Source organism: Sporosarcina sp. So3-204 (assembly GCF_058068165.1).
Window position 1 is genome coordinate 3,470,947 of sequence record NZ_CM176485.1, and the last position, 24,698, is coordinate 3,495,644.

General features: G+C 35.9%; 22 protein-coding genes. 9 read left to right on the forward strand and 13 right to left on the reverse strand.

Annotated features, from left to right (window positions below; translation table 11 throughout):
- The first annotated feature begins 403 nt into the window (after positions 1–403).
- Genes AC3RV6_RS17105 through AC3RV6_RS17120 form a run of 4 tightly spaced genes read left to right on the forward strand, consistent with a single transcriptional unit; the run spans position 404 to position 2,786 of the window.
- Positions 404–1,123, forward strand: a complete 720-nt coding sequence (locus AC3RV6_RS17105) for an ABC transporter ATP-binding protein (RefSeq protein ID WP_489747162.1) — start codon at positions 404–406, stop codon at positions 1,121–1,123.
- An 11-nt stretch (positions 1,124–1,134) separates the two neighbouring features.
- Positions 1,135–1,878 carry an ABC transporter permease gene (locus AC3RV6_RS17110; protein WP_489747163.1) on the forward strand — a complete coding sequence of 248 codons (744 nt, stop codon included), beginning with the start codon at positions 1,135–1,137 and terminating at the stop codon, positions 1,876–1,878.
- A gap of 42 nt (positions 1,879–1,920) precedes the next feature.
- A complete protein-coding gene (locus AC3RV6_RS17115; RefSeq protein WP_489747164.1) occupies positions 1,921–2,379 on the forward strand; it encodes a LytTR family DNA-binding domain-containing protein in 459 nt (152 codons plus the stop codon).
- Positions 2,376–2,786, forward strand: coding sequence for a DUF3021 domain-containing protein (locus AC3RV6_RS17120; protein WP_489747165.1), 411 nt, complete (start codon positions 2,376–2,378; stop codon positions 2,784–2,786). The genes AC3RV6_RS17115 and AC3RV6_RS17120 overlap by 4 nt, the downstream gene beginning before the upstream one ends.
- Before the next feature lie 152 nt (positions 2,787–2,938).
- Here the strand turns inward: AC3RV6_RS17120 and AC3RV6_RS17125 are convergent, their stop codons facing one another.
- The 4 genes from AC3RV6_RS17125 to AC3RV6_RS17140 form a co-directional block, all read right to left on the reverse strand.
- Positions 2,939–4,135: a class I SAM-dependent rRNA methyltransferase gene (locus AC3RV6_RS17125; protein ID WP_489747166.1), complete on the reverse strand. Its 1,197-nt coding sequence runs from the start codon at positions 4,133–4,135 to the stop codon at positions 2,939–2,941.
- A gap of 92 nt (positions 4,136–4,227) precedes the next feature.
- Entirely contained in the window at positions 4,228–4,674 is a 447-nt protein-coding gene (locus AC3RV6_RS17130; RefSeq protein ID WP_489747167.1) for a hypothetical protein, read from the reverse strand.
- The gene (locus tag AC3RV6_RS17135) at positions 4,671–4,871 is read right to left on the reverse strand and encodes a helix-turn-helix transcriptional regulator (protein WP_489747168.1); all 201 of its coding nucleotides are present in this window, start codon (positions 4,869–4,871) and stop codon (positions 4,671–4,673) included. Before AC3RV6_RS17135 ends, AC3RV6_RS17130 begins: the two co-directional genes overlap by 4 nt.
- Positions 4,872–5,011: 140 nt before the next feature.
- Positions 5,012–5,719 carry a MerR family transcriptional regulator gene (locus AC3RV6_RS17140; protein WP_489747169.1) on the reverse strand — a complete coding sequence of 236 codons (708 nt, stop codon included), beginning with the start codon at positions 5,717–5,719 and terminating at the stop codon, positions 5,012–5,014.
- A gap of 178 nt (positions 5,720–5,897) precedes the next feature.
- Here AC3RV6_RS17140 and AC3RV6_RS17145 point away from each other — a divergent pair, with 178 nt between their 5' ends.
- On the forward strand, positions 5,898–8,390 hold the full coding sequence (locus AC3RV6_RS17145) for a PIG-L family deacetylase (protein WP_489747170.1): 2,493 nt from the start codon (positions 5,898–5,900) through the stop codon (positions 8,388–8,390).
- A gap of 218 nt (positions 8,391–8,608) precedes the next feature.
- On the opposite strand, the gene AC3RV6_RS17150 is transcribed toward AC3RV6_RS17145, so the two are convergent.
- Genes AC3RV6_RS17150 through AC3RV6_RS17165 form a run of 4 tightly spaced genes read right to left on the reverse strand, consistent with a single transcriptional unit; the run spans position 8,609 to position 12,543 of the window.
- A complete protein-coding gene (locus tag AC3RV6_RS17150) occupies positions 8,609–9,400 on the reverse strand; it encodes an ABC transporter permease (RefSeq protein WP_489747171.1) in 792 nt (263 codons plus the stop codon).
- Positions 9,400–10,326: an ABC transporter permease gene (locus AC3RV6_RS17155; protein ID WP_489747172.1), complete on the reverse strand. Its 927-nt coding sequence runs from the start codon at positions 10,324–10,326 to the stop codon at positions 9,400–9,402. Before AC3RV6_RS17155 ends, AC3RV6_RS17150 begins: the two co-directional genes overlap by 1 nt.
- The gene (locus tag AC3RV6_RS17160; RefSeq protein WP_489747173.1) at positions 10,284–11,390 is read right to left on the reverse strand and encodes an ABC transporter ATP-binding protein; all 1,107 of its coding nucleotides are present in this window, start codon (positions 11,388–11,390) and stop codon (positions 10,284–10,286) included. Before AC3RV6_RS17160 ends, AC3RV6_RS17155 begins: the two co-directional genes overlap by 43 nt.
- A 25-nt stretch (positions 11,391–11,415) precedes the next feature.
- Positions 11,416–12,543 carry an extracellular solute-binding protein gene (locus AC3RV6_RS17165; protein ID WP_489747174.1) on the reverse strand — a complete coding sequence of 376 codons (1,128 nt, stop codon included), beginning with the start codon at positions 12,541–12,543 and terminating at the stop codon, positions 11,416–11,418.
- Positions 12,544–13,485: 942 nt separating this feature from the next.
- Between AC3RV6_RS17165 and AC3RV6_RS17170 the strand changes: the two genes are divergently transcribed.
- Together AC3RV6_RS17170 and AC3RV6_RS17175 are read left to right on the forward strand one after the other, a co-directional pair.
- Positions 13,486–14,655 (forward strand): hypothetical protein, encoded by a 1,170-nt coding sequence (locus tag AC3RV6_RS17170; protein ID WP_489747175.1) that lies wholly within the window; start codon positions 13,486–13,488, stop codon positions 14,653–14,655.
- A gap of 21 nt (positions 14,656–14,676) precedes the next feature.
- The gene (locus tag AC3RV6_RS17175; protein WP_489747176.1) at positions 14,677–15,924 is read left to right on the forward strand and encodes a metal-dependent hydrolase family protein; all 1,248 of its coding nucleotides are present in this window, start codon (positions 14,677–14,679) and stop codon (positions 15,922–15,924) included.
- Between the two features lie 339 nt (positions 15,925–16,263).
- Here the strand turns inward: AC3RV6_RS17175 and AC3RV6_RS17180 are convergent, their stop codons facing one another.
- From AC3RV6_RS17180 to AC3RV6_RS17200, 5 genes are read right to left on the reverse strand one after another with little or no spacing between them, the layout of a single operon-like run.
- Complete coding sequence (locus AC3RV6_RS17180; protein ID WP_489747177.1) at positions 16,264–16,989, reverse strand: glycerophosphodiester phosphodiesterase; 726 nt, start codon at positions 16,987–16,989, stop codon at positions 16,264–16,266.
- Between the two features lie 22 nt (positions 16,990–17,011).
- Entirely contained in the window at positions 17,012–18,406 is a 1,395-nt protein-coding gene (locus AC3RV6_RS17185) for an ABC transporter substrate-binding protein (protein WP_489747178.1), read from the reverse strand.
- A gap of 23 nt (positions 18,407–18,429) precedes the next feature.
- Entirely contained in the window at positions 18,430–19,242 is an 813-nt protein-coding gene (locus AC3RV6_RS17190) for a carbohydrate ABC transporter permease (protein WP_489749297.1), read from the reverse strand.
- A 2-nt stretch (positions 19,243–19,244) separates the two neighbouring features.
- Entirely contained in the window at positions 19,245–20,147 is a 903-nt protein-coding gene (locus AC3RV6_RS17195) for a carbohydrate ABC transporter permease (protein WP_489747179.1), read from the reverse strand.
- Positions 20,144–21,277 carry an ABC transporter ATP-binding protein gene (locus AC3RV6_RS17200; RefSeq protein WP_489747180.1) on the reverse strand — a complete coding sequence of 378 codons (1,134 nt, stop codon included), beginning with the start codon at positions 21,275–21,277 and terminating at the stop codon, positions 20,144–20,146. The genes AC3RV6_RS17195 and AC3RV6_RS17200 overlap by 4 nt, the downstream gene beginning before the upstream one ends.
- Positions 21,278–21,533: 256 nt before the next feature.
- On the opposite strand from AC3RV6_RS17200, the gene AC3RV6_RS17205 reads away from it, so the two are divergent.
- Positions 21,534–22,385: a glycerophosphodiester phosphodiesterase family protein gene (locus AC3RV6_RS17205; protein WP_489747181.1), complete on the forward strand. Its 852-nt coding sequence runs from the start codon at positions 21,534–21,536 to the stop codon at positions 22,383–22,385.
- Between the two features lie 472 nt (positions 22,386–22,857).
- Positions 22,858–24,630, forward strand: a complete 1,773-nt coding sequence (locus AC3RV6_RS17210; RefSeq protein WP_489747182.1) for a GGDEF domain-containing protein — start codon at positions 22,858–22,860, stop codon at positions 24,628–24,630.
- Positions 24,631–24,698: the final 68 nt, after the last annotated feature.

A 24,698-nucleotide genomic window follows, 5' to 3' on the forward strand; every position in this document is an offset into this window, starting at 1 on the left:
CATCAAATTGTTTGTAATGTAGGAGAATAACTCAAATAATTTTTCAAGTTACGATTGCATAGTCCATTCTCATAAATGATGGGTTATCTTGAGATTAAGTGTGGGCATGAAGTCCTGTTTTGCCGATATAATTATACGAGTGCATGATATATTACTTAAAGTGTCGGATAAAACGGAGGATGCGGCTGATATATTGCCCCATGTGTCGGATAAAAACCAAAAACTGTCGGATATAATCTTAAACACCATAAAAACTGGAACATCACGAAAAACGCCTCTGCGTTTCACCCCTCATCTTCTGCAAGACACCACCTAAATAACACCAGTCACCTAAGAACAAAAGACGGTTGCTTAGTTATCCCATACACTAACATTAATAACATGTTCAGTTAGGAGGATTGTAATGACGATTATCAACATTACTAATTTGGAAAAATCTTATGGCGCGAACAAAGTTTTAAAAGGAATTGATTTTACAGCATCATCAGGAGAAGTCATTGGTGTCATCGGAAAAAATGGCGCTGGCAAAACTACATTTTTAGAAATTATGATGACAATCAAAAAGTATGATGCAGGCACAGTGAAAGTTTTTAATCAAAATTTAAAAACCATCTCAACAAACTCACTCGAACAAATACGCAAAGACATTTCCGTAGTACTACAGCCAACACAATTTTACAAAACGCTTAAAGTATTCGAATTACTAACATTATTCAAAGCGTATTATCAATCAACCACAGATGTAGAAAAGATTATCAACGACTTCAAATTGGCTCCACATCGGAAAAAGTATTTCGACAAACTTTCAGGAGGTTGGAAGCAAATTGTTAGTTTAGCCATCGCTTTTATTTCAGAACCAAAACTACTCATTTTAGATGAACCTACGACTGGATTAGATCCACATATGCGTAATATGCTATGGTCCTACATCACAGATTATAATCAAAGAACAAATGGAACAGTCATTTTGACGACGCATAATATGGACGAAGTTGAGTTATATTGCGATAAGGTCATGCTCATTAACGATGGTTTAAACGAATTTTTCGATACAATCGACAATGTTTTATCTTATGGCCATAAATCAATAAATGACTTTTACTTATCAAAAGTATCTATATAGGAGGCGTATGCATGTTAATAACGCAATTAAAATACGACTTATTAATGTTTACACGCGAAATATTTTACTTAATTTTTATTGTCATCGTTCCTCCTGCAACGTATATCTTCATGGGATTAATGTACGGTAATTTTACGTACGCCGGTAACCTAAGTTATGGTCAATTATATACCCCTTCATTCATTTTACTAATCACTTTCGGTGTCGTGTTTTTCACTTTCGGTTTTGATCAAGTTGTTCATCGGACAACTGGCATCGAAAAAAGAATTACCCTCTCTCCTGTTCCGAAAAATGTTCTGCTATTATCAGGTATAATTAAATCAATCATTCTCACCAGCATTGGTTTTATCCTCATTTATCTAATCGGAATAACCGCTTATGGTATCACTTATAGCGCAACTAGTTTAATTAGTTCTTACGGATTTTTCATCTTACTTAACGCCATTCTGCTCATTATTTCATCTGCTATCTATTCTTTCTTCAATAAAATGAATAGTGCACTTATCTTCTCTATTGTCGTTTTCCAAGTCGTGATGGTAACCGGCGGATTTGCTATCCCTATAGAAATGATGCCCGATTTCGTTGCTTCCATTGCCAAAATCAATCCAATCTATCATATGAACCAACTTTTTATTGACGTGTGGAACAATCAATTTCAATTTAATCAAGATACAACCAGATCCTTAAGCTATATTCTAGTTTTGTTCTTTATCGCTTTATTTATCAATAAGTTTTCAAAAGGCAGTGCAGAATAGTCTGATAAGCACTACACTTATTCATGAGGGGAGTTGCTGAGATTGAAAGTTTCCTTAAATATCGATTCCGATTACGAAGAGACAAAAGTTACGATTCATTGTAAAGAAATGGATAGTTCAATACAGGAAATACTAGATTTTCTAAAAGGACGCGATACTGAATTTATTGTCGGAAAAGACGGAGAAATGCAGCATATATTGAAACCTGAGGAAATACATTATTTTCATACCGAAGATGAATCTGTTGTTGCAGTTACGGCAGATGGTTCATTTAAATTAAAAGAGAAGTTATATGAACTTGAAGCTTTACTTCCTTCAAACAAATTCATTCGCCTATCTAAATCTGTCATCGCAAATTTACACGAATTAAGTCGTTTTGAAGCATCTTTTAACGGGACCCTTTGCGTTCATTTCAAATCTGGGGCTAAAGAATATGTAACAAGGACATACGTCAATTCAATCAAAGACGCATTAAAGATGAACAGGAGGAAAAACAGATGAAAACTTTTATAATTAGAAGCATACTCGGTATTTTCTTTGGTTCATTTCTTGCAGTGTTAATGATATTCGCTGTTATTTATTTCGGGAAAAATGATATGCTCGATTCTAATTTATTAATAAAAAATATAGCAGGTTTAATCATTAATGGTTGGTTCTTTACAGTGTCACCATTATATTTCGAAAACACCAGAATAAATTTAGTTCAACAGACCGCTTTGCATTTCGGTACAGTCGTTATTTTCTATTTTATTCTCGCATTCGGGATTGGTTGGATTCCATTCACAGCGAAAAGCGCCGTGCTTAACCTCGGCTTCTTTATTTTCGTATATGTAATTATCTGGACTGCATTCTACCTGCATTACCGGAATCAAGCGAATAAATTGAACGAAGAACTTAATGAATTATAATTTGGAAGTCCGTTCGCATAGTTGAACGGACTTTTTAAAATGAGACAAAATACAAGAATTACCCCTTGTAAAACCACTTCAATCATCTCATTTTAATTAACAAAAAAGCTGCACCGTTATTACAACGGTTACAGCTTTCTCATAGATAATACTTATTTTATTCTTTGTAAAATAACAACTTTTAAATAGTTAAATTCTTGGAAATCACGATTCGTACGGAAGTCTCTTGGTAATGAAGACTCTTCAAGAATTTTGTATTTGACGCCTGACTCAATAAATGCTTGATCGATAAACGTTTTAAAACGCTTCATCCCGAAACTAGCATTATTTGTCGAAGCAACGATAATACCATTTTTATCCGTAATCGAAATCGCATCCATTAAAAGCGCTGGATAATCTTTCGCTGTACTAAACGTGTACTTTTTCGATCGCGCAAAACTTGGTGGATCTAGAACGACTAGGTCAAATTTCAGCTCATGACGTTTCGCATACTTGAAGTAATCAAACACATCCATGACGCGAATTTCCTGTTGCTCGTAATCAATCCCATTCACACTGAACTGTTCAATCGTTTTAGCTTCACTACGGCTCGCCAAATCAACATTAGTCGTTTTCACCGCGCCGCCTAGTAATGCCGCTACAGAAAATGCACCTGTATAAGAAAAAGTGTTCAACACGTTTTTCCCATCAGCATAATTGTCACGAATTGTCTCACGCACATCACGTTGGTCAAGGAAAATCCCCGTCATGGCACCATCATTCAAATCAATAGCAAAATTCATACCGTTTTCTTTTACAATAATCGGGAATTCGCCTTGTTCGCCTTTTACAAAATCATCTTGCTCAATGTACTGGCCCTTCGTATCAAAACGCTTCTTCTCATAAATCCCTTTATACTCAATGATTTTGTCGAATACGCTATAAACATGATGCTTCATCGAATAAATTCCCGCGCTATACCAACTCACCATAAAGAACCCAGCGAAATAATCAATCGTCAAACCGCCGATTCCATCGCCTTCTCCGTTAAATACGCGGAAAGCAGTCGTCATTGGATTATCAAAATACGCTGCACGTCTTTCAAACGCTGCAGCCATTTTAGATTCAAAGAAATCGAAGTCTATTTCCACATCTTCTTTTCTCGATAGTACCCAGCCAATACCTTTATTCTGCTCGCCGTAATAGCCTTTTGCCACAAATCGATAATTTCGATCTACAAGCCGAATGAGACAGCCTTCTTCTTTTAGTAACTCAGGCTTCATAACCGCTTCTTTTAAAATTAAAGGATAGCCCTTTTTTATGTCACTCGTACTTTTTGCATTCAATTGTAATTCAACAGTTTTTGTCATTTTGTCATCCATTCCATCTTTTTTCTCATTATCTCATGTTTTACAGTGAATAGCGAAAATAAAATCATATCTTTCGGCTTAGAAGTTCACTTTCAATCTTCAGAAATCGCCATTCTTTTATTGAGCTTCATTCTTAATAGTAAAGTAATCGAAATAGATCCTGTCATGATCATTAGTAATAAACTTCCAACACTAGCGCTTAATTGTCCATCACTCACGAATTTATACGAGCCATCTAACAAGGTTGGTATATTTGTAAATAAACTTAGTACAAAGGCGAAACCGAATAAAATGATGATTGGAAGTGGGTGATCTTTTTGGCTAAAGTACGCATTTTTTGCTATTGAATTTAGGACAAAATACAATGTTGGAATAAAAATTAATACATACATTTCTAACATAGGCGGTGCCCAATTCCCATATCCTTCTTTAATTAGGCCGTTTAAAAAAATTAAAATCAATAACATTCCCATCGTATGAAACGCAATCTTGTGACGATTAGCGAGTTGAAATTCAACATACTTTTTCGCTTTCATCATAACTCCTCCCAAAACAAATCATTTAAGGTTAACTTCAATACTTTACATATCGCTATGCAGAGATTCAATGAAGGATTGTAATCCCCATTTTCAATCGCATTCATCGTCTGACGCGTGACACCAACCGACTCAGCCAACTTTTTTTGCGACATATCCAACCCAGCTCGTGCCGCCTTCAATCGTAAATTTTTCGCCATCGTAAAGCCTCCTGATGATTTAAGTATAACAAAATAAATAATTGTGTCAAATATACATGACACAATGGATATTATACAGGACACTCAGTTTTAAAAAGACACTCTCAATTCAGAAAGTGTCTTTTACTTCTACCTTATTATCAATCTTCATAAACCCGCATTGCATCTCTCATAAACTCCGCTAACCCCTCGCCGTACTTATCAATATTAGCCTTAAATCGCTCATCCTCGACATACATTTCACCAAGACCTTTAAAAGCATCTAATGAATAACTTCCGATCTTGTTCAACAACACATACCATTCTCCAATCGCTGCCTGAGCTTCTTCAGATTCTGGTGATAAATGACGGATATCAGCAAGTTTTAAATAAATTTTGTTCATATCCTCTTGTATTTCTGGACCAAACTTTGTATTTGTTTTTTCCACAACTTTTTCACCCCAACGCTCTTTTGCTTCTTGCTCATATAGGTTCTTGCTGAAGTCGAAACCTTGAAATTTCTCTTCGTTTGTCATTTTCATTTCCCCTTTCTCATTTTGAATTGTTTTTTCGATTGTTTGAATCATCATGTCTAATTGCATTCGTTTATCCATTAACATTTTCCTTTGCATTTCAAATAATTCTTGTCGATTAAATTGAGTACTTGTGAGTAGCTCTTTTATCTTCTCCAATGCAAAACCAAGTTCTCTAAAAAATAATATTTGTTGCAAGATCGCTATGTTCTCATCTGAATAAATACGATACCCCGCTTCAGTTAAGTCATCTGGGACTAGTAAACCAACTGCATCATAATGATGTAATGTACGCACACTAATACCAGTTAAACGTGATACTTCCTTCACTTTCATCTAATTCCCCTCCTTTACATCTTTATTGTAAAGTATTACGTTACGTTAGAGTCAACAGTCAAAATCTAAACGCAGTGCAACACATTAGGTTAAAACCTACTTGACAGATATGCATTGTTTGTTTAAAATGAGAATATATTGAGTTATTAGAAGATTTAAGTAGAAAGGGGTTAATCCTATGAAAGCACGACCTATATTAAATGCACGCACATATCCTCTCCCCGTACAATCCCCTATCCTAAAAAAAGAACGGGGAGAAATAGATACGGCATTATGGAATGTCCTTAAACCACTAGAAACAACAATCACTTTTCTAAATACAGGTGCACATCCTGACGACGAGCGTAGTAATTTACTCGCTTATTTATCAAAGGGGCTTGGAATAAAGACAATGAATTTAATTGCTAATCGCGGTGAAGGTGGGCAAAATCAGCTTGGGGATGAAACTGGAGATGCATTAGGTATTCTTCGTACGAAAGAAATGATTGAAGCATCTAAGATTCTAGGTGTTAAAACGGTCCATTTAAGTGAAACGACTTCGGATGTGATTTATGATTTCGGAATTGAGAAAACAGCTGAAACAACATTTGAAAAATGGGGTGAAGAAGAAACGTATCGCCGTTTTATTCACTTTATTCGCGCCTATCAGCCCGATATTATCATGCCTTCTTTTCTCGATATTGATAGCGAACACGGACATCATCGTGCAATCGCCATTTTAACTGAAAAGGCTTTTAAAGACGCTGCTGATCCAAACATTTTTCCAGAACAATTAAAAAATCTCAACACTTGGCAGATTAAAAAGCTTTATTTACCTATGGAATCAAAATCACAAACTACTACAACGGTTGATATTGGAGACTTCAATTCAATATACAGAGTGACTTATCCTCAACTTGGTGAAATTTCTCGTTTCAAGCATAAGAGCCAAGGAATGGGTGTCAATCTTCCAATTGAACCTAAACAGTTTCATCTTGAACTTACAAAATCTGTAGTTGGTCAATCAAGTGATTTATTTTCGGGCATACACTATAACTTTTATGATTGGGCACAAAACCTTCCTAAAAAACATCCATTAGCAACTGAGCTAAAAAGATTACAGTACGCTCTTGATGCAATTATATTTGCTTATCCAATTCGACCAGCCGTTCTCGAGCAATCCCTACAAGCTTTAATGACTGTTCGTGACCTCATTGAGAAAACTGAAATTGCTAGCCTAGTTGTTGACATGAAGTTTGACCTTCTACGTAAACTTCACACGAAAGAAGAACAATTAAATGAAGTAAGCTTTATTGCTTCAAATATCGATCCATTAGTGACCACGGATAATATGATTATAACGAGAGGTCAACAATTCAATGTAAAGATTCAACTCAATCATGAATCATTGGATTACTTTATTGAATCAAATATAGATTTACGTCTACCTACTGGATGGGCGATTCTCGAAAAGGTTATAAATCCAGACCATACTAATAATGTAAGATTTACTATCCAAGTTGCTCACGACGCGAACTACTTTCACGCCTATGACAAAGCGGCAATCCAAGCAGTTATTCAACTTACTGCAAATAATGTTACGATTGAGCAAATTATAGATGTCGATGTAGCTGTGTTACCTGATGTTAGCCTCACTTTTATTCCTGATCATATAGCTGTCAATACAGCAGAAATTCCAGATCAGATCCCATTAGTTGTGCAGGTGAAAAATTATCGTAATCAAGCACTCGTAACAGACGTTTCTCTAAATATGCCTGATGGATGGTCAGTATTCCCAGAAACTTTTACAGTAAGCTTCACACATAGCCTTGAAGTTAAAGACATCAAATTTACGCTTTACCCATCTAACAAAATTGAAGAAGGACACGTTTCAATTGAAGCATCAGCAAATGTTGACGGTAAAACATTGAACAGTACTATAGAAGAAATTCAATACGAGCATATTGAACCCTCCTTTTATTTACAACCAGCTACATTAAATGCAATTGTTTTCGAATTAATTAAACCAAAGAAGTTGAAAGTGGGCTATATTGAAAGTGGTTTAGATAAAGTAGCGGATGCGCTCATTAATATCGACTTTGATGTAACTAAATTAAACGCAGCAGACCTTGCAACTGGCGACTTAAGTGTTTACGACACAATAGTTATTGGAATTCGCGCTTACTTATCACGTACAGATTTGATTCAACATAATGACCGTTTATTAAAATATGTAGAAGACGGTGGCAATCTTATTGTCCAATATCATCGTCCTGGTGATGGCTGGAACGGTGAAAATAGAGCACCGTTTAAACTGGAACTTGGAAACCCTTCTATAAAATGGCGCGTGACGGATGAAAAGGCAAAAGTAACAGTAACTAAACCAGATTCAACGCTGTTCTCCTATCCAAATAAAATTACGCATCATGATTGGGATGGCTGGGTACAAGAACGCGGGCTTTATTTCCCTTCAAACTGGGATAATCAGTTCGAGACCTTTGTCAGCATGGCGGATTCGAATGAAAAAGCTTTCGATGGTGGAATCCTAATTGCGGAGCACGGGAAAGGGACTTATATTTACACAAACCTTGTCTTCTATCGGCAAATCCAAAATGAAGTACCCGGTGGTTATCGCATATTTACGAACTTATTAAGTTATGGCCAAGAAAAGTATGCACAAATAAACAGCTAAGCATATCCAAACGGATTTGCTTAGCTGTTTTAATATATCGGACACTTCTGCAGTTATATCGACGCTCACTCATCATATATCCGACACTTATCCATTTATATCAGCGCTCAAGTGAGTTATATCGGACACTCACACACTTATATCGGTAAATCATGACCTTCTACCTACTCCAAAACCAAAAGAAAGAACACCGAATAGATCGATGTTCTCCTACAAACTTACTTATTACTATACAATTTCCCAACACCATAAACACGTTCTAGTATCGCGATTAACACAACCGTAATTAGTACAACAATTGTAGAAACAGATGCGATTAACGGATCATAAGCGTCTTGCATTCTTGAAAACAGTTCGATAGGCAACGTTCTCACTTGTGGTGAGACCATGAAGATTGACAATGTTACGTTATCAAATGAAATTAAGAATGAAAATAGTGCGCCAGATAGCATTGCTGGTTTAATTAATGGTAATGTTACTTTCCAAAATACTGTCCATGGATTTGCACCTAAAATAACAGCTGCACGCTCAATTGTATAATCATATCCACTTAAACCCGTTAGTACATAACGAATAATATAAGGTACACATATAATAATATGAGAAATAACATATCCTGTAGCTGTACCCGTTAAACCTAGTGGCGTGAAGTAGATGATAAGCGCAACACCAAGAACGATTTGTGGAACAGTTAAAGGTGCTGTGAAGATTGAAATTAGAAAGCTTCTGCCTGGAAAACGATATTTGGCAATTGCTAGTGAACTTGATGTCCCTAAAATTACTGCACCGATAGAAGCGATAGTCGCGAACTTCACACTATTAATTAATGCTGTAATAAATTCCGGTCTTTCTAAAATTTTAGCATACCATTTCAGTGAAAATCCGACTTGTGGAAAAGTTGGATAACCCGCTTCAGTAAATGAAGAAACGACTGTTACTACGATTGGTAATAACAGAAAAAAGATACTGAATACAGCAAGCGCCATGCGAAGAGGAGAAAGAATTTTCATTAACGAAATACCTCCCCGTATTTACTCTTCTCAAATATTTTCGTATAAACAAATACAATGATCAATGTTGCGACAAGCAGTACGTATGCCATAGCAGAACCATAAGTCCACTGGAATAAAATCATAATTCTATCGTAAGTTACGACCGGCAACACAGGCACTGCTGCTCCGCCCATAAGAACAGGCGTTACATAAGCACTCATCGATACGCTGAAGACAAGTGTTGTTCCCCCTACAATTCCTGGGAAGCTGAGTGGCAGTGTTACTGTTCGGAATGTACGCATTGGGCTTGCTCCTAAAATGCTGCTCGCTTTTTCTAATGAAGGGTCAATATTATACAAACTCGTAGCAATTGCTAAAATCATAAACGGTAAATAAGCACTTGCTAGACCTATTACAACACCAGTTTCTGAAAATAGAAGTTTAAGCGGCGTATCAATAATCCCTAAACTCAGTAGTGTTTTATTAATCGTTCCATTTGGAAGGAGCAATAAATACCAGCCAAAGTTTCTAACGACAACACTAATTAGTAACGGTGATACAACGAGTAACGTTAAAATGCTTCTCATTTTCATAGAAGCCCTTGCCATCGTTAAAGCGACAGGATAGCCCAAAATTAAACAAACAATTACCGTATAGACACTAATTTTTATCGTTAACCAGAGTGACGCTAAATAATAAGGGTCAATAAAGAAGTTTACATAGTTTTTAATGCTATATGCTGCTCCTTCAACGTTTAACCCTTCTTTGACGTCAATAAAACTTAAGTATAAAATATAGAGCATTGGTACAATAAAAAAGGCAACGATAAAGACTAATAACGGAAGGATTAGAAGTGAGCCGGGAACTACCTTTTTCCATTTTCTTCTTTTAGAAATTTTACCTACACTGTTTTTTTCGACAACTTCATGCTGTTTAGATTCCAACCCACTTTCACCTCGCTCCCAACGGATACATCCTCACTTACTTCAGGTGTAATAATCGTTACTTTTTGATTGAAATCAATAAATTGAACTTCAACCTCCCAAGACGCACCTAAATAGTTCATCTGTGAAACCTTTGCATTTAAAACGATATCTACCTTATGTTTATTCTCATCAGTGACAAGATAGCTTTGCTCAGGACGAATGTATAAATTCATTGGATCATTTATAGTAGGCTGTTCTTCACCAAGATACGAACTCTTTGGAAGATCAATTAGCACATTATTTTCTAATTTAAGTACATAACCTGAATCATGTAAATCAGTTAAAATACCGTCCATTTGTGCAGAGTTTCCTATAAATCTAAAAACAAATTCAGTCTTTGGGTTTTGATAAATTTCAGTTGGAGTTCCAATTTGTTCAATTCTACCAGCATTCATAATAACAATTCGATCTGACATCGACAAAGCTTCTTCTTGGTCATGCGTGACAAAAACTGTTGTTACGCCGACTTCGTTTTGCATTCTTTTAATCTCAGCTCTTAGTTCATGCCTTAACTTTGCGTCTAAGTTACTTAATGGTTCATCTAGTAATAATAACGTAGGTTCAACAACTAACGCTCTCGCAATCGCAACACGTTGTCTTTGTCCACCTGATAATTCTTTAGGATAACGCTCTTCTAATCCGTTCATTTTAACAAGCGTTAAACTTTCACTAACTTTTTTATCAATTTCTTCTTTACTAGTCTTTCGAAGCTTTAAACCAAATGCTAAATTATCATACACATTCATATGCGGGAACAAAGAGTACGTTTGGAAAACCATCCCTAAATCTCTTTTATAAGAAGGTACATTATTCATTTTCTTTCCTTTAATAAATAGTTCCCCTTCATTTGGCTCAAGGAATCCAGCAATAATATTAAGTGTCGTTGATTTACCACAACCAGAAGGGCCGAGCAGGGTTAAAAACTCGCCCTGCTCAACTTGTAGTGTAATGTCATTTAACACTTTTGTTTTCCCATAACTTAAACTTATATCTTGTATATCTACATCAAATACCTTCGACATTTTTGTACTACCCCTTCCAACCTACTTATTTAACGTCTTTTCCTAATTCAGGAACAACTTCTTTTGCAAAACGCTCAATCCATTGTTCATTCGTTTCAGCAATTAAATTGAAATCAGGTGTATAAACTTTTGCATCAGAAATTCCAATGATGTCTTCGATTTCAACTGGTAGGCTAACATCTGAAAGAACTGGATAGAATCCACTTTGTGCAACGATTTCTTGAGAAGCTTCGCTAATAACAAAGTTTATGAACATTTCTGCTGCTTCTTGCTTAGGTGTATTTTTTACAACAACTGCAGTTAACGATTGTAAAGGTGCTCCTTCTTCAGGGATAACCATTTTCATCGGTAGTCCACCGTCAACTAAATCTGTTACAACATAGTTAGCTAAAATAGAAATAGCAGCAGTTTCTTGCTGAATTACAGGTAATAACTGAGTAGAGTTTTTATAGAAAGTATCAGAAATAGCTGCAACCTTTTTGCCGTATTCTACAGCTGGATCAAGATTTTCTAAGTCGCCACCATTTGCCATTCCTAAGTTATAGTAAGCAGCATGTCCCCACGCATTCGAAACTTCTGGATAAGCTGTTTTTCCTGCAAACTCTGGACGGTATAAGTCGTTCCATGAAGTTGGTGCTTCCCAACCTGCTTCTTCAAACATTTTAGTATTATAAACAATTCCTACTGTATATCCAAAGATCGGAACACCGTCATCACCGTAAATATACTTTTCATCCATCTTATCTAAACCTTCAAATTTACTCTTATCTATCTTCTCAACTAAACCCGCATTACCTGATTTAACAACATCTCCAGGTGTAAATGTAGCTACATCAATTTGTGGGCTATCTTTTTGCAATTCAAGTTTCGCATAAAGCTCACCTGACAAACCAGCTACGTAATTAATTTTAATGCCTGTTTCTTCAGTAAATTTAGGACCAATTTCATCGCGAATTAACTGCTCAATTTTACCACCGTTACCCGCAACAGTAATTTCAGTTACATCACTTGAACTAGCTTCTTCTTTACTAGTTTCTTCCTTATCTACATCGTCTTTCGGAGCAGTCTCTGGTGCCTTCGGGCTTCCACATGCCGCTAACGCTAATAAAACGCATAAAAGTAGTGCTAAAAACAAATTTTTCTTTTTCCCCATTTGTATCTCTCCTTTTATTTAAATCCTAACTTGTAAATTAATTTTTAAAAGTTAAATTTACAAAGCTTGGCGTGAAACCATTTTTAATTACTAATTAACTATATTTAGATGTAGCAAGTCGTTTTTTTATCCCATAAACCATAAAGTTAAACGCTTACATTTTTAATTAATCGTTCATTCATTGATTCATTTCTTTATAAGATTGAACATTTTAGACCCTTTAATAGTAAGATCCTCGGATGATATCAGATGAATTCCTATCAAATCTAACTTTCATTCAACTGTAAACAAGTGTTATTTTAAAAATGTTAATCCCTTTAATCATTACAACATAAACTAAGTTTAATTAATCTTTCTTATCAGTATTTTTATGCCTTAATTTCGATAGTCTTCCTTAATTAAAAAAGCATAAATTATTATTTTGATAATAATTTTAATTCTAAACACTTCAACTACCTTGTGTAATCAGTGTATTGCTATTTTTAAAATAAGTCAATAATATTTTTAATTAATTCAGATTTCCGTTAATCAATCTTTTGGAAAATAATATTTATTATAATTAATGTACAATCAAAATATCATATTAAAAAACAATTTTATTTAACATACAAATAATTACAGTATAATAATTATTTTCAGACAAGTTAGTCCTCTTAAGCTTTTATTGACTAAACCCACTCCTTACAACTTTTCTTATATAATTAAATTTATAGTATTTCAATACGCCGTTATATCGCGCTTTTCATAGTATTTGTTAAATTCATATATAAATATTTATTTACAAACTATTTATACTAGTGATATATTAGTTATCAATTAATTATTGCCTACATAACAATAGTTAATTTTAAATGTTTCGTACAAAACCGTCTTATTTTTTCTAAATATTCACACACCAAACATAGAAACGTCTTTTGAATAAGGCGACAGGAGGCAATTATCATGTTATCAAACCCACTAATCGCTACCGCTTTAATCTTATCTTTAATTGCCGCAGGTGAAATACTTTCCATTATTTCCAAAGCGAGAATTCCAATGCTTTTAACAGCTATGGTTTTATTTCTTACTTTATCTTGGACAGGTATTTTCCCAAAAGACATTTTGGAGAAATCACAATTTGCAGCACTTGGTGCAATATTAATTGGGCCTGCAATTATTCATATGGGAACCATGATTCCTTTTTCTTTAGTAAAAACTCAATATAAAGCTGTCATAATCGCTTTAGGTGGAGTCGTATTTTCTGGAATTTGTATATTACTCATTGTGCCAGTAATTTTTGATTACCCTACAGCCGTTGCAGGTATCGGCCCTATCAGTGGTGGAATAATCGCATTACTAGTAACTACTGAAAAATTAACAGAATTAGGTCTATCAAGCCTTATCGTTATTCCCGCACTCATTGTCGCATTTCAAGGTGTTATGGGCATGCCTTTGGCTATGTTCTTTATGAGAAAACACGCAAGTAATATTAAAGCTTCTATTGATGACGGGACATTTAAGCCCATGAATACTGAAAGTAAAAAACAAGAAAAAGTACAACAAGCTAAAAAACCGGGGCCTATTCGGACAAGCGCTACAATAAAACTCTTTATCGTCTTCGCAGGTGCTGCAGTTGGTATTGCGCTTGGTACTGTTACGCCAATTCACTACACATTATGGTGTCTATTAATCGGTATAATTGGATTGAAATTAGGATTATTTGAATCGAAAGAATTGGAAAGAGCAAATTCATTTACAATAACAATGATTGGTATAATCTTTGTTGTTATTGGCGGAATGGCTGGTGTTTCACCTCAACAAGTTTTAGAAAACTTGCCAAGTATTCTCCTTATTCTAGTATTAGGTACAGCTGGTATTTCCATTGGTGGGTTCTTAACATCGAAACTCGTCAAATGGCATCCATATAAAGGTATGCCTGTAGCATTAACAGCACTATTCGGTTTCCCGGGAGATTATATTCTTTGCGAAGAAGTGAGCAGAAGTACGGCACGAAATGAAGAAGAAGAAAAAATTATTTTTGATGAATTACTAGCACCAATGGTAATTGGCGGCTTTACAACGGTAACGATTGCATCCGTAATCATTGCTGGCATATTAGTGAAGACTTTATAAAAATTATTAGGAGGAATACAAATGACAAAAACAATTTTTAAAAACGGATTATTTATTGATGGTAATGGAACAGATCCTAAAGAAAATCAGGTTATCGTTGTAGAAGATAAAAAGATCGTTTTTATTGGAGATGCCGGTAGCTATGAAATGACTGGTGAAGAAACAGTCATTGATGCACAAGGCGGTACAATTTTACCAGGCTTTATTGACACACATGTTCATATGATGTTTCAGTACTCACCTATTGCAGAAAAATTAGCGACACCATTTTCATTTATGTACTATGAAGCAGCGGAATATTTAAAAACAACTTTGCACGCAGGTGTTACATCTGTACGTGATGCACTTGGAACAGATTTAGGTGTGAAAATGGCAGTTGAAAACGGCTATATTCCTGGACCTCGTCTACAGCTAAGCATCAATGCATTAACAATCACAGGCGGTCACGGTGACGGCTATACGGTTTCAGGGAAATCAGTAGAAATCCTCCCTTCAGGATACCCTGGAATGCCAAATGGTATTTGTGACGGTGTTGAAGAAGTCCGTAAAAAAACACGTGAAATGTTACGTGCTGGCGCAGAAGTTATTAAAGTACACGCAACAGGTGGCGTACTCAGCGCAACGGATCATCCGGAGTTTACGCAGTTCTCATTAGAAGAATTGAAAGTCATTGTGGAAGAAGGCCAATTCAGAAAAGGCGTTAAAGTTATGGCGCACGCACAAGGAGCAGAAGGAATTAAAAATGCGGTTCGTGCAGGTATTCATTCTATTGAACACGGGATTTTCATTGATGATGAAGCGATTGAACTTATGTTAGAAAATGGGACGTTTTTAGTTCCAACACTTCTTGCACCAGTTGCAGTATTAGAAACAGCACACGAAACAGGTATGCCGGCTACAGCAGTCCAAAAATCAAAAGAAGTAATTGTACAGCATGTTGCTAGTTTTACTAAAGCATATAAAGCCGGTGTTAAAATTGCGATGGGTACAGATGCTGGCGTTTTCAAACACGGTACGAACTTAAGAGAACTCGGATTAATGACGGATGCAGGAATGACACCTATGGACGCAATTGTCTCCTCTACTAAAACAGCTGCGGAATGTTTAGGCTGGGAAGACACAGTGGGTACGATTGAAGTAGGTAAACTTGCAGATATCGTCATCGTCAAAGGTAATCCACTTAATGATATTCATTCACTTGCAAATAATGATACGATTCAAGTCGTTATGAAAGACGGAAAAGTTGAAAAAGATATTCGTAACGTATAATAAATCCAACACGTACCAAATGGTCAGTCCACTTGGTACGTGTTTTTTTATATCGGCGGTTATCACATATATATCGGCGTAATTCACACTTAAATCGGCGCATAATTTACGTATATCGACGCTCATTCAATGGTTATCGGCAAATCAGGACCTAAGTCTCACACTTTTTATGGTCATTACCTATTAAAGTTATGCCTAAGCATGATGATGTGAATCGCAACAGCAACAACCTTCACATAACATGAAGCTGAGTAGCTTCTAATCTATTTCAAATAAATAAAAAACCTTCGAATCTCAAGCCATTTAGCTTGGAGATCCCGAAGGTTTTTCTGTACAAAACTATGATAAATCCTTGACATAATCAAGCATTCTTTCAGGATAATCTGTAAATACCGCATGCACACCAATTTCATGTAGTTTTTCTAAATGGTCTTTACGATTAACAGTAAAAACGCGTACAATGCCTCCATCTTCGATTGCTTCTTTAACAGAAGGTTTCACAGACTCTGGTAAATACAAATGCAGCCCATTAGATGGTAAATTACGTACATAATTTAAAGGATCGACAGGTATCTTCATACACAATGCTGCTGTTTCCAAATTAGGATTTAGCTTCTTAACGCTTTGGACTACCTCGTGATTAAAGGAAGAGATAAGCACATGATCTTCCATTTTCATATCACTTACTAGTTCCAAAACAATTTCCTCCATCCCTTCGTATCGAAAGACATCAGATTTAAGTTCTATATTCAGATGATGACCTGTATCTAAATAAAGACCTAAAACCTCTTCCAAGGTCGGAATCTGTTCGCCACTAAATTCTTCTGAAAACCAACTACCATAGTCGTACGTTCTTAATTCTTCAAGTGTCATATCTTTCACAAAGCCACTTCCATTTGACGTTCGATCAATCGTTTCATCGTGAATTACAACAAGCTTTTTGTCTTTCGTTAAATGAACGTCAAACTCGACTCCGTAAACTGGAAGGCGCGCAGCTTCTCTGAATGCTACAAGTGTGTTTTCAGGATGTGTACCTGATGAACCACGGTGTGCGTATATATCCAAATCTATTTTGCACCTCCTCGACTTACTTTGTTTTATTAGCTATTTCAATTGCGCGGTCAGTACCTTTAGCAGCTTGATCAAGCGCTTCTTGTGGATCCTTACCTTGATATAGATCCTCTAACGCTGTTACTACTTGCTGTCTAGATTCCGGGAATACAGAGATGAGTGCACCTTGAGTTGCAAGACCCGGCACAGTATCTTGAAGCTGATCAACTGTAACTTTTAGTTGAGGTAATTCTTCCCACTTGGATTTTACATTATCCAATTCATATGCAGCAGGATTAATTGCAAAGTACCCTGTATCAAGATGCCATTGTGCTTGAACTTCAGCAGTTGTCAAATACTTCATAAACTCCCAAGCTGCTTGTTGCTCCTCTTCAGCAATTCCTTTTGACATCCATAATGAAGCACCACCGATAACGACACCATTTCTTTCTACATCATCTGCATACGGAATATATGCAACGCCTACTTCAAATGGTGAGTTTTCAATAATACCTGCAATTCCTGCAGAAGAGTCCATATACATTGCTACTTTTTCAGTTGAGAAAGCGGCACGGATATCGTCCCAATTCGTTCCGAAGTTACCAAAAGTACCAGCTTTGTTCATTGTATCTAAGAAGTTAAATACTTTTAAGCCTTCTTCTCCGTTAAATAATGACTTTGTTGCATCACCCGAACGACCATTGTCTTCGTCTACATACAAACCGCCTTGTGTTGCAACAAGTTGTTCAAAGAACCAGCCGTATGTCAGCATTGAAAAACCAGCCATATCATCTGTTTTTAATTTTGCTGCCGCTTCAATTACTTGGTTGAATGTTTCAGGTGCAGTTTCAGGATCTAGTCCTGCTGCTTTAAAAGCATCTTTATTATAAATCATAACAGGTGTAGATGAGTTAAATGGCATTGAATAAAGTTCGCCGTCCACTTTATAATAATTTAAAATATTTTCTTCCAGTTCAGATATGTCAAAGTTTTCTTTCTCAATAAACGTATTCATTGGCTCAATAAAGCCACTCTCAATCATATACTTTGTTCCTACCTCAAAAACTTGTGTGATGGCAGGCGCGTCTTTCGTTCCACCAACACTTCGCAATTTCGTTAACGATTCTTCATATGTCCCTTGGAATTCTGCTTTAATAGAGTACTTATCCTGGGAAGTATTAAAGCCATCGACAACTTTATCAAGCGATTCCTGTAATCCACCAGACATCGCATGCCAGAATTCAACTTCTACTTTTTCACCATCAGCTGTTTCCTCAGGCGCATCCGTATCCGTATCTTCAGTTGTTGTATCAGTAGGTTCTTCCTTTGGCTTTTCCTCTTCTTTACTACTATCACTATTTGTACATGCTGCAAGTACAACTACACTTAAAATTAATATTAAAAATAGGGACGATTTTAATAGTTTTTTCATTTTCGAACACTCCTCAGTATTTTTTATTTTAAAGCGCCTTGCGAAAGACCTTTTTGCAACTGTTTTTGCCCAATGAAGAGCAGCAGAAGTGTCGGAATAATCACGACGATAACACCAGCCATTACCACCCCCCAATCGGTTGCAATCTCTTGAGTTTGCAACTGTTTTAGACCAATTTGTACCGTTCGAACTGAATCATTTGTCGTTATCAAAAGCGGCCATAAATACATATTCCATGTTGTTAAGAACCCGTAAGCCCCTAACGTAACAATGCTCGTTTTAGAAACAGGTATTATGACGCGCCAGAAGAATGCAAATCTACTTAATCCTGCAATTTTAGCTGCTTCGTGCAACTCTTTTGGAATTGTTTTAAAATGTTGACGCAGTAAGAAGGTACCAAATGCCAATGCAAAGAACGGCATTGTCAGTCCTTGATAAGTATTAAGCCAATCTAACTTTTGAATGATGAAAAAGTTTGGAATCATCGTTGCTTCCCAAGGGATCATCATTGTTGAAACAAATAAAAAGAATACAAAATTACTCCCTCTAAACGGCAGAAAGACGAAAGCATAAGCTGCCAGACTACAAATAACAATCTGACCAAGCATTACAGTAGTTGAAACTATGAAGCTATTCATTAAATATTTTAATAAGGGTAAGCGGTCAAATACTTTAATATAATTATCAAACTGGAAACTGGATGGTAAGAAATTCCCTTGAATAATCTCTGGTCCTGTCATGAAAGAAATCATAAATGCGTAAAGAACAGGAAAAAAGACAAATAGAGAAGTAATTGCTAATAGAAAGTAAAACCAGATTTTCTTCGGAAGGCTCATTGTCATTGGTAATGCACCTTCTTTTCTAATAGCTTAAATTGAAGAAGTGTTACGATTAAAATAATTAAAAATAAGAACACGGCCTGCGCACTAGCTGTTCCAAACTGATAGTTAATAAATGCTTCACGATAGATTGAATAGACAATCAAGTTTGTTGATTGGGATGGCCCACCCTTCGTCAAGATATCGATTTGGCCAAAGGATTGGAAAGCATTAATCAGTGAAATTGTAACGATAAAAAATAAAGTAGGTGATAACATTGGAATTGTAATGCGTCTTAGTCTGTGAAAATAACCAGCTCCGTCAATCCGTGCACTTTCATATAGATGTTCATCAATATTTTGTAAGCCACCTAGTATGATTAAAAAGCAAAATCCTGTATTCATCCATATCGTAGAAATCGAAACGGAAAGAAGTGCCCACTCAGGATCAAGTAACCACTGTACTTGTGGGAGATTCACGACATTTAAAAATCGATTGAACATTCCTATACTTGGATGGAATAAAAATAGCCAAATAACAGATGAAGCCGCCACCGAGACGCCCATGGTAGATGAATAAATAGTTCGGAAAAAACCTATACCTTTTAATTTCTCATTTGCTAATAGCGCAAGTAATAGCGCAAATATAATACCTACTGGCACGGTATATAGTACAAAAAGTGCAGTCGCTTTCATGCTATTTCGAAATTCCGACGACTCCAGTAAATACGCATAGTTTTCAAAGCCTACAAATAATGCTGCTTCTCCAGCTTGATTTGTTAAAAAGAAGCTTAAATAAATTGTTCTGAACATCGGATAAAAGATGAATACCGAGAAAATAATAATAGATGGTATCAAATAAAGAGTTGCTGTTCGTCCGTTGATTGCTCTCTTCCAAAAGCTCTGTTTTATAGGTGAATTCATGACGTCACCTCTTGATTTAAAACAAAACTCCCTCTATTCGTTGGCTTTTTAATGAGCTGGTCTGTTTCTTTATTAAAGAGGCAAAGTGAAGCGAAATCCAATTCCAACTGAACTGTATCTCCAATTTCAATATGCCACTGCCCGCTCCATTTGACTAACCACTCCCCTTCATTAATTATGAATGAGAATACCGTTTCATTTCCCAGTATTTCAATATTCGTAACAACGACGCTTATTTCGGAAGTATCCTGACTGTCTTTATTAGCGATACGCAGATGTTCTGGACGAATACCAGCAATGAGTGAATGATTTAGAAACGCTTCTTTTTCCAACGCTGGAATCGGCACGCTAATTGTTTCGCCGATAATCAATTCAGATGTGCTCTCATCAATTCTTGCGTCAGCTATGTTCATAGCTGGTGCTCCGATAAAAGTCGCAACAAAAGGGTTAGCTGGGTTATTATAAATATCAATCGGCTTCCCTACTTGCTGGATTTCTCCTTTATGTAAAATCATAATTCTATCACCCATGGTCATCGCTTCAACCTGGTCATGTGTTACATAAATCATCGTAATATTAAGTTCTTTTTGGATACGTCTAATTTCTGAACGCATCTGTGTGCGTAATTTTGCATCTAAGTTGGATAGAGGTTCGTCCATTAAACAAATCGGCGCTTCACTGACAATTGCACGAGCCAATGCAACACGCTGTCTTTGCCCACCTGATAACTCTCTAGGCTTCCGCGATAAGAAATCAGACAATCCTAGCATTTCGGCAACATCCGTCACACGTTGCTCTTGTTCAGTCTTTTTAATTTTCTTTACATTGAGTCCAAACGCTATATTTTGCCCTACCGTAAGATGTGGATAAAGCGCATAGTTTTGAAAGACCATTGATAATTCTCTTTTACTAGGTGGTAAATGGTTCGCTATGTCCTCGCCAATCTTCAAAGTACCGCTCGTAATCTCTTCAAGTCCAGCAATCATGCGTAGCATGGTACTTTTTCCACAACCTGAAGGACCAACGAGTACAAAGAATTCGCCAGGTTCAATTGTTACGTTTATATTAGATATGACGTTGACCTGTTTGTCATAAGACTTAGATAGATCAATCAACTCTACTTTTTTCATAAGCAAGACCCCTTTCGATGTGTTTAAATCCTATGATGTTATGACTCTTTCGCAAGCATATACTATAAATGACCATTGTATGGTTAATTTACCGTATATTTACAATTAATTAATAATCAGTTATAAAAGTTCCTGAATATTATCTTGCTAAATCAATTATCCTATATACCCCTTTCGCTATAGTTTAATAAACCCCTTTATTTATTGCAAAATATTCCAATTTTTTTACTATTTAACAAGGATGGTGTGCTTATTCATGAAGAGATTCCTACTATTCATATGCTTATTTATACTACTAAGTTGTTCAATAGAGCCAATTAAGCGCGCCCCTTTACCAACTGATAACTTCTTAGTCATCGCCCACCGCGGTGCTTCTGCTTATTTGCCTGAACACACAATGCTTGCGTATGAACTTGCTGTTTCAATGGAAGCCGATTATATTGAACTCGATTTACATATGACGAAAGATGGTAAACTTGTCGCCTTACATGAAAAAAATGTATTAATTGACGGGAATGAACATGCAGTTGCAAATCTTAATTTTAAGGATTTACAAGGGTTTTCTCCAGGATTTATCTTTAATAACTTACACCCAGATTTGGCCTCCCCTACGTACGAGGTATTGCCTGTTCCCGAACTTGGAGAAATTCTTTCCTATTTTAAAGATGAGGTAAATTACTACATTGAGATTAAATCACTCAATGCTACGCCAGGAATGGAAGAGGAACTTATTCACCAACTTTCAGAGCATAATTTGATAAATCGTGTGGATGAGTTTCCTAAAGTTATTGTCCAGTCGTATAGCGAGAATAGCTTGAAGAGGGTATTTGAATTAGAGCCGTCAATTCCACTCGTCAAATTGTATAGTCAAAAAATTAACGGGATTTCCAATAAAGAAATTAGCCAGTTAGGACAATATGCTTCTGGCATTGGGGTGAATCAAGAACTCGTTACAAAGGAATTGGTCAATCGTTTACATGGGGAAGGTCTTCATATTCATCCGTTTGTCATAAATGATGCGGACATTATGAAAGAGATGATTCAAATGGGGGTAGATGGTATTTTTACAGATACACCTGATGTTGCTGTAATAGTAAAAGGAGGTTGAGACAGAAATTTTCATCTTATTTTATAAGCTAAGCTATAAACACATTAGATCATAAAAGGTACTACTGTTATTAAAACCAGTAGTATCTCCCATTTGCTTTACCATTTGAGCATTTTCATGCGCAAGTGCTAATTCATGGTGACTAATTTCCCTATCAAAAAACTCACCATGTTCGAAGTTATTTCTAACCCAAAATCTATAATTCCGTATGTGTCTCGTTCGTAATTATCTGTGTAAGGTAGTCTCTTCACTCCATTCAAATTATTTAGATCATTTCTAGCCTATGCAAAGCAATTCTTGGATAGACTTTTTAGTTTCAAAGGGCTATCCAGTTTTGGGAGTTTGATTTTAATTAGAAGGAATTAACTTTAACTAAATCTTTACAATAACTTAACCCAAACCATGTATATACTTTGGCCAAAATTCATTAGTGTATATCTATGGGCCTATTTGTATAGGAGGGACTTTGCTAATGAAGATTGTCAGTGACGCTTTACATGAACTTTTCTCACATATATTAAAGGAAAGAACGATTCAAACTGTATTTCAGCCAATCATTTCACTTAAGGACGGCTCTTTATTTGGGAATGAAGCATTGAGTCGGGGGCCAAAAAATACGGTTTTAGCCTCACCAGAGGAGTTATTTACTTATGCAATGGAACACGATCAATTATGGGAATTGGAGTATTTATGCCGATCAAAGGCATTAGAGGCGGCTCATCGTTTACAAACAGCAGGAAAACTGTTTCTAAACGTTAATCCAAATATTATGAGCGAAGAGAAGTTCAAACAAGGTTTTACAAAAGAATATTTAAGCAGATATGACATTGATGCAGAAAAAATTATTTTTGAGATTACTGAAAAAGAAGCCATTAACAATTTACCTGATTTTAAAAAAACCGTTGAACATTATAAAAATCAATCTTACCAAGTAGCAATAGATGACGTCGGTTCTGGTTATTCTGGACTAAATATTATTACCGATATACACCCAAACTTCATGAAGCTAGATATGAAGTTAATTCGCGATATTGATACGGATAAAACGAAGCAATCGCTTGTTAAAAGCTTGTGTGAGTTTGCTAATCTAGCAGATATTCGCATCATAGCGGAAGGCATTGAAACGAAATCCGAACTGCTTACCGTTATCAATCTTGGTGCACATTTCGGACAAGGTTACTATATTCAAAAGCCTGAATCCGAGCTCCACCCCATTCGACGGGATTTGTATGAAATCATTGCAATGGAAAATAAACGCAAATTCAGCAAAGCAGCCAATAGAGTACTTTCTACTAATATTGAATATATTTCTACGCCATTAGAAATGATAGATGGCGACATGCTTATTGGCGATGTTACAAATTTAGTAGCAGGAAATTATACTTATCCAGGATTTTGTATTACAGAGAATGGTATGTTAGTTGGCGTCATTACGCGTAATCAACTGAATTTAAAATTGAGTGGTCCATACGGATACAGTTTGTATCATAAAAAGAAAATATCCACAATAATGAGTAATAACTTCATCATTGTCGATGCATGTACGCCAATTAATGTCGTATCAAAAATTGCCATGATGAGGGATCCAGAACATTTGTATGATTTTATAACCGTTACTAAAGATGACAAGTACTTAGGGATTGTTACGGTCAAAGATTTACTAGAGAAGACGATGCAAATCGAAATTGATTATGCGAAGCATTTAAATCCACTAACTGAACTTCCGGGGAATTTAATTATAGAGCAGCATCTTCAAAAATGTGTTGCTACCCCTGGAGAATATTGCGTTCTCTATTTTGATATTGATAATTTTAAACCTTACAATGATGTTTATGGTTTTGAAAAGGGTGATAGAGTTCTTATGAAACTCGCAGACATTTTAAAACAAACTGCGTCTAGTAATGACTTTGTCGGCCATATTGGTGGGGACGATTTTATTATGGTCGTGTCATCTGAAGATAGTTCCACGTATTGCGAACAAGTAATTAAAAGATTTGATGACTCTATTAAAAACTATTATTATGAACAGGACCTTGCTAAAGGACAGATTCTTTCGAAGAATCGACATGGTGAGAGTGAGTATTTCCCTCTATTATCTATATCAATTGCGTGTATTAAAAAGAGTCATTATAAATCGATTTTTGATTTAGCAGAAAAGGCAAGTCTATTGAAAAAGCGATGCAAACAGTTACCGGGTAGTAATTACCTTTATTCTGAAACCAAAATGCCTTCTAAGGTTATATGAGTTAATGGAATGGCAATTTATAGTCTGCCATTCCTATTTCTTACTACTTACTTTAAAAATCACTAACC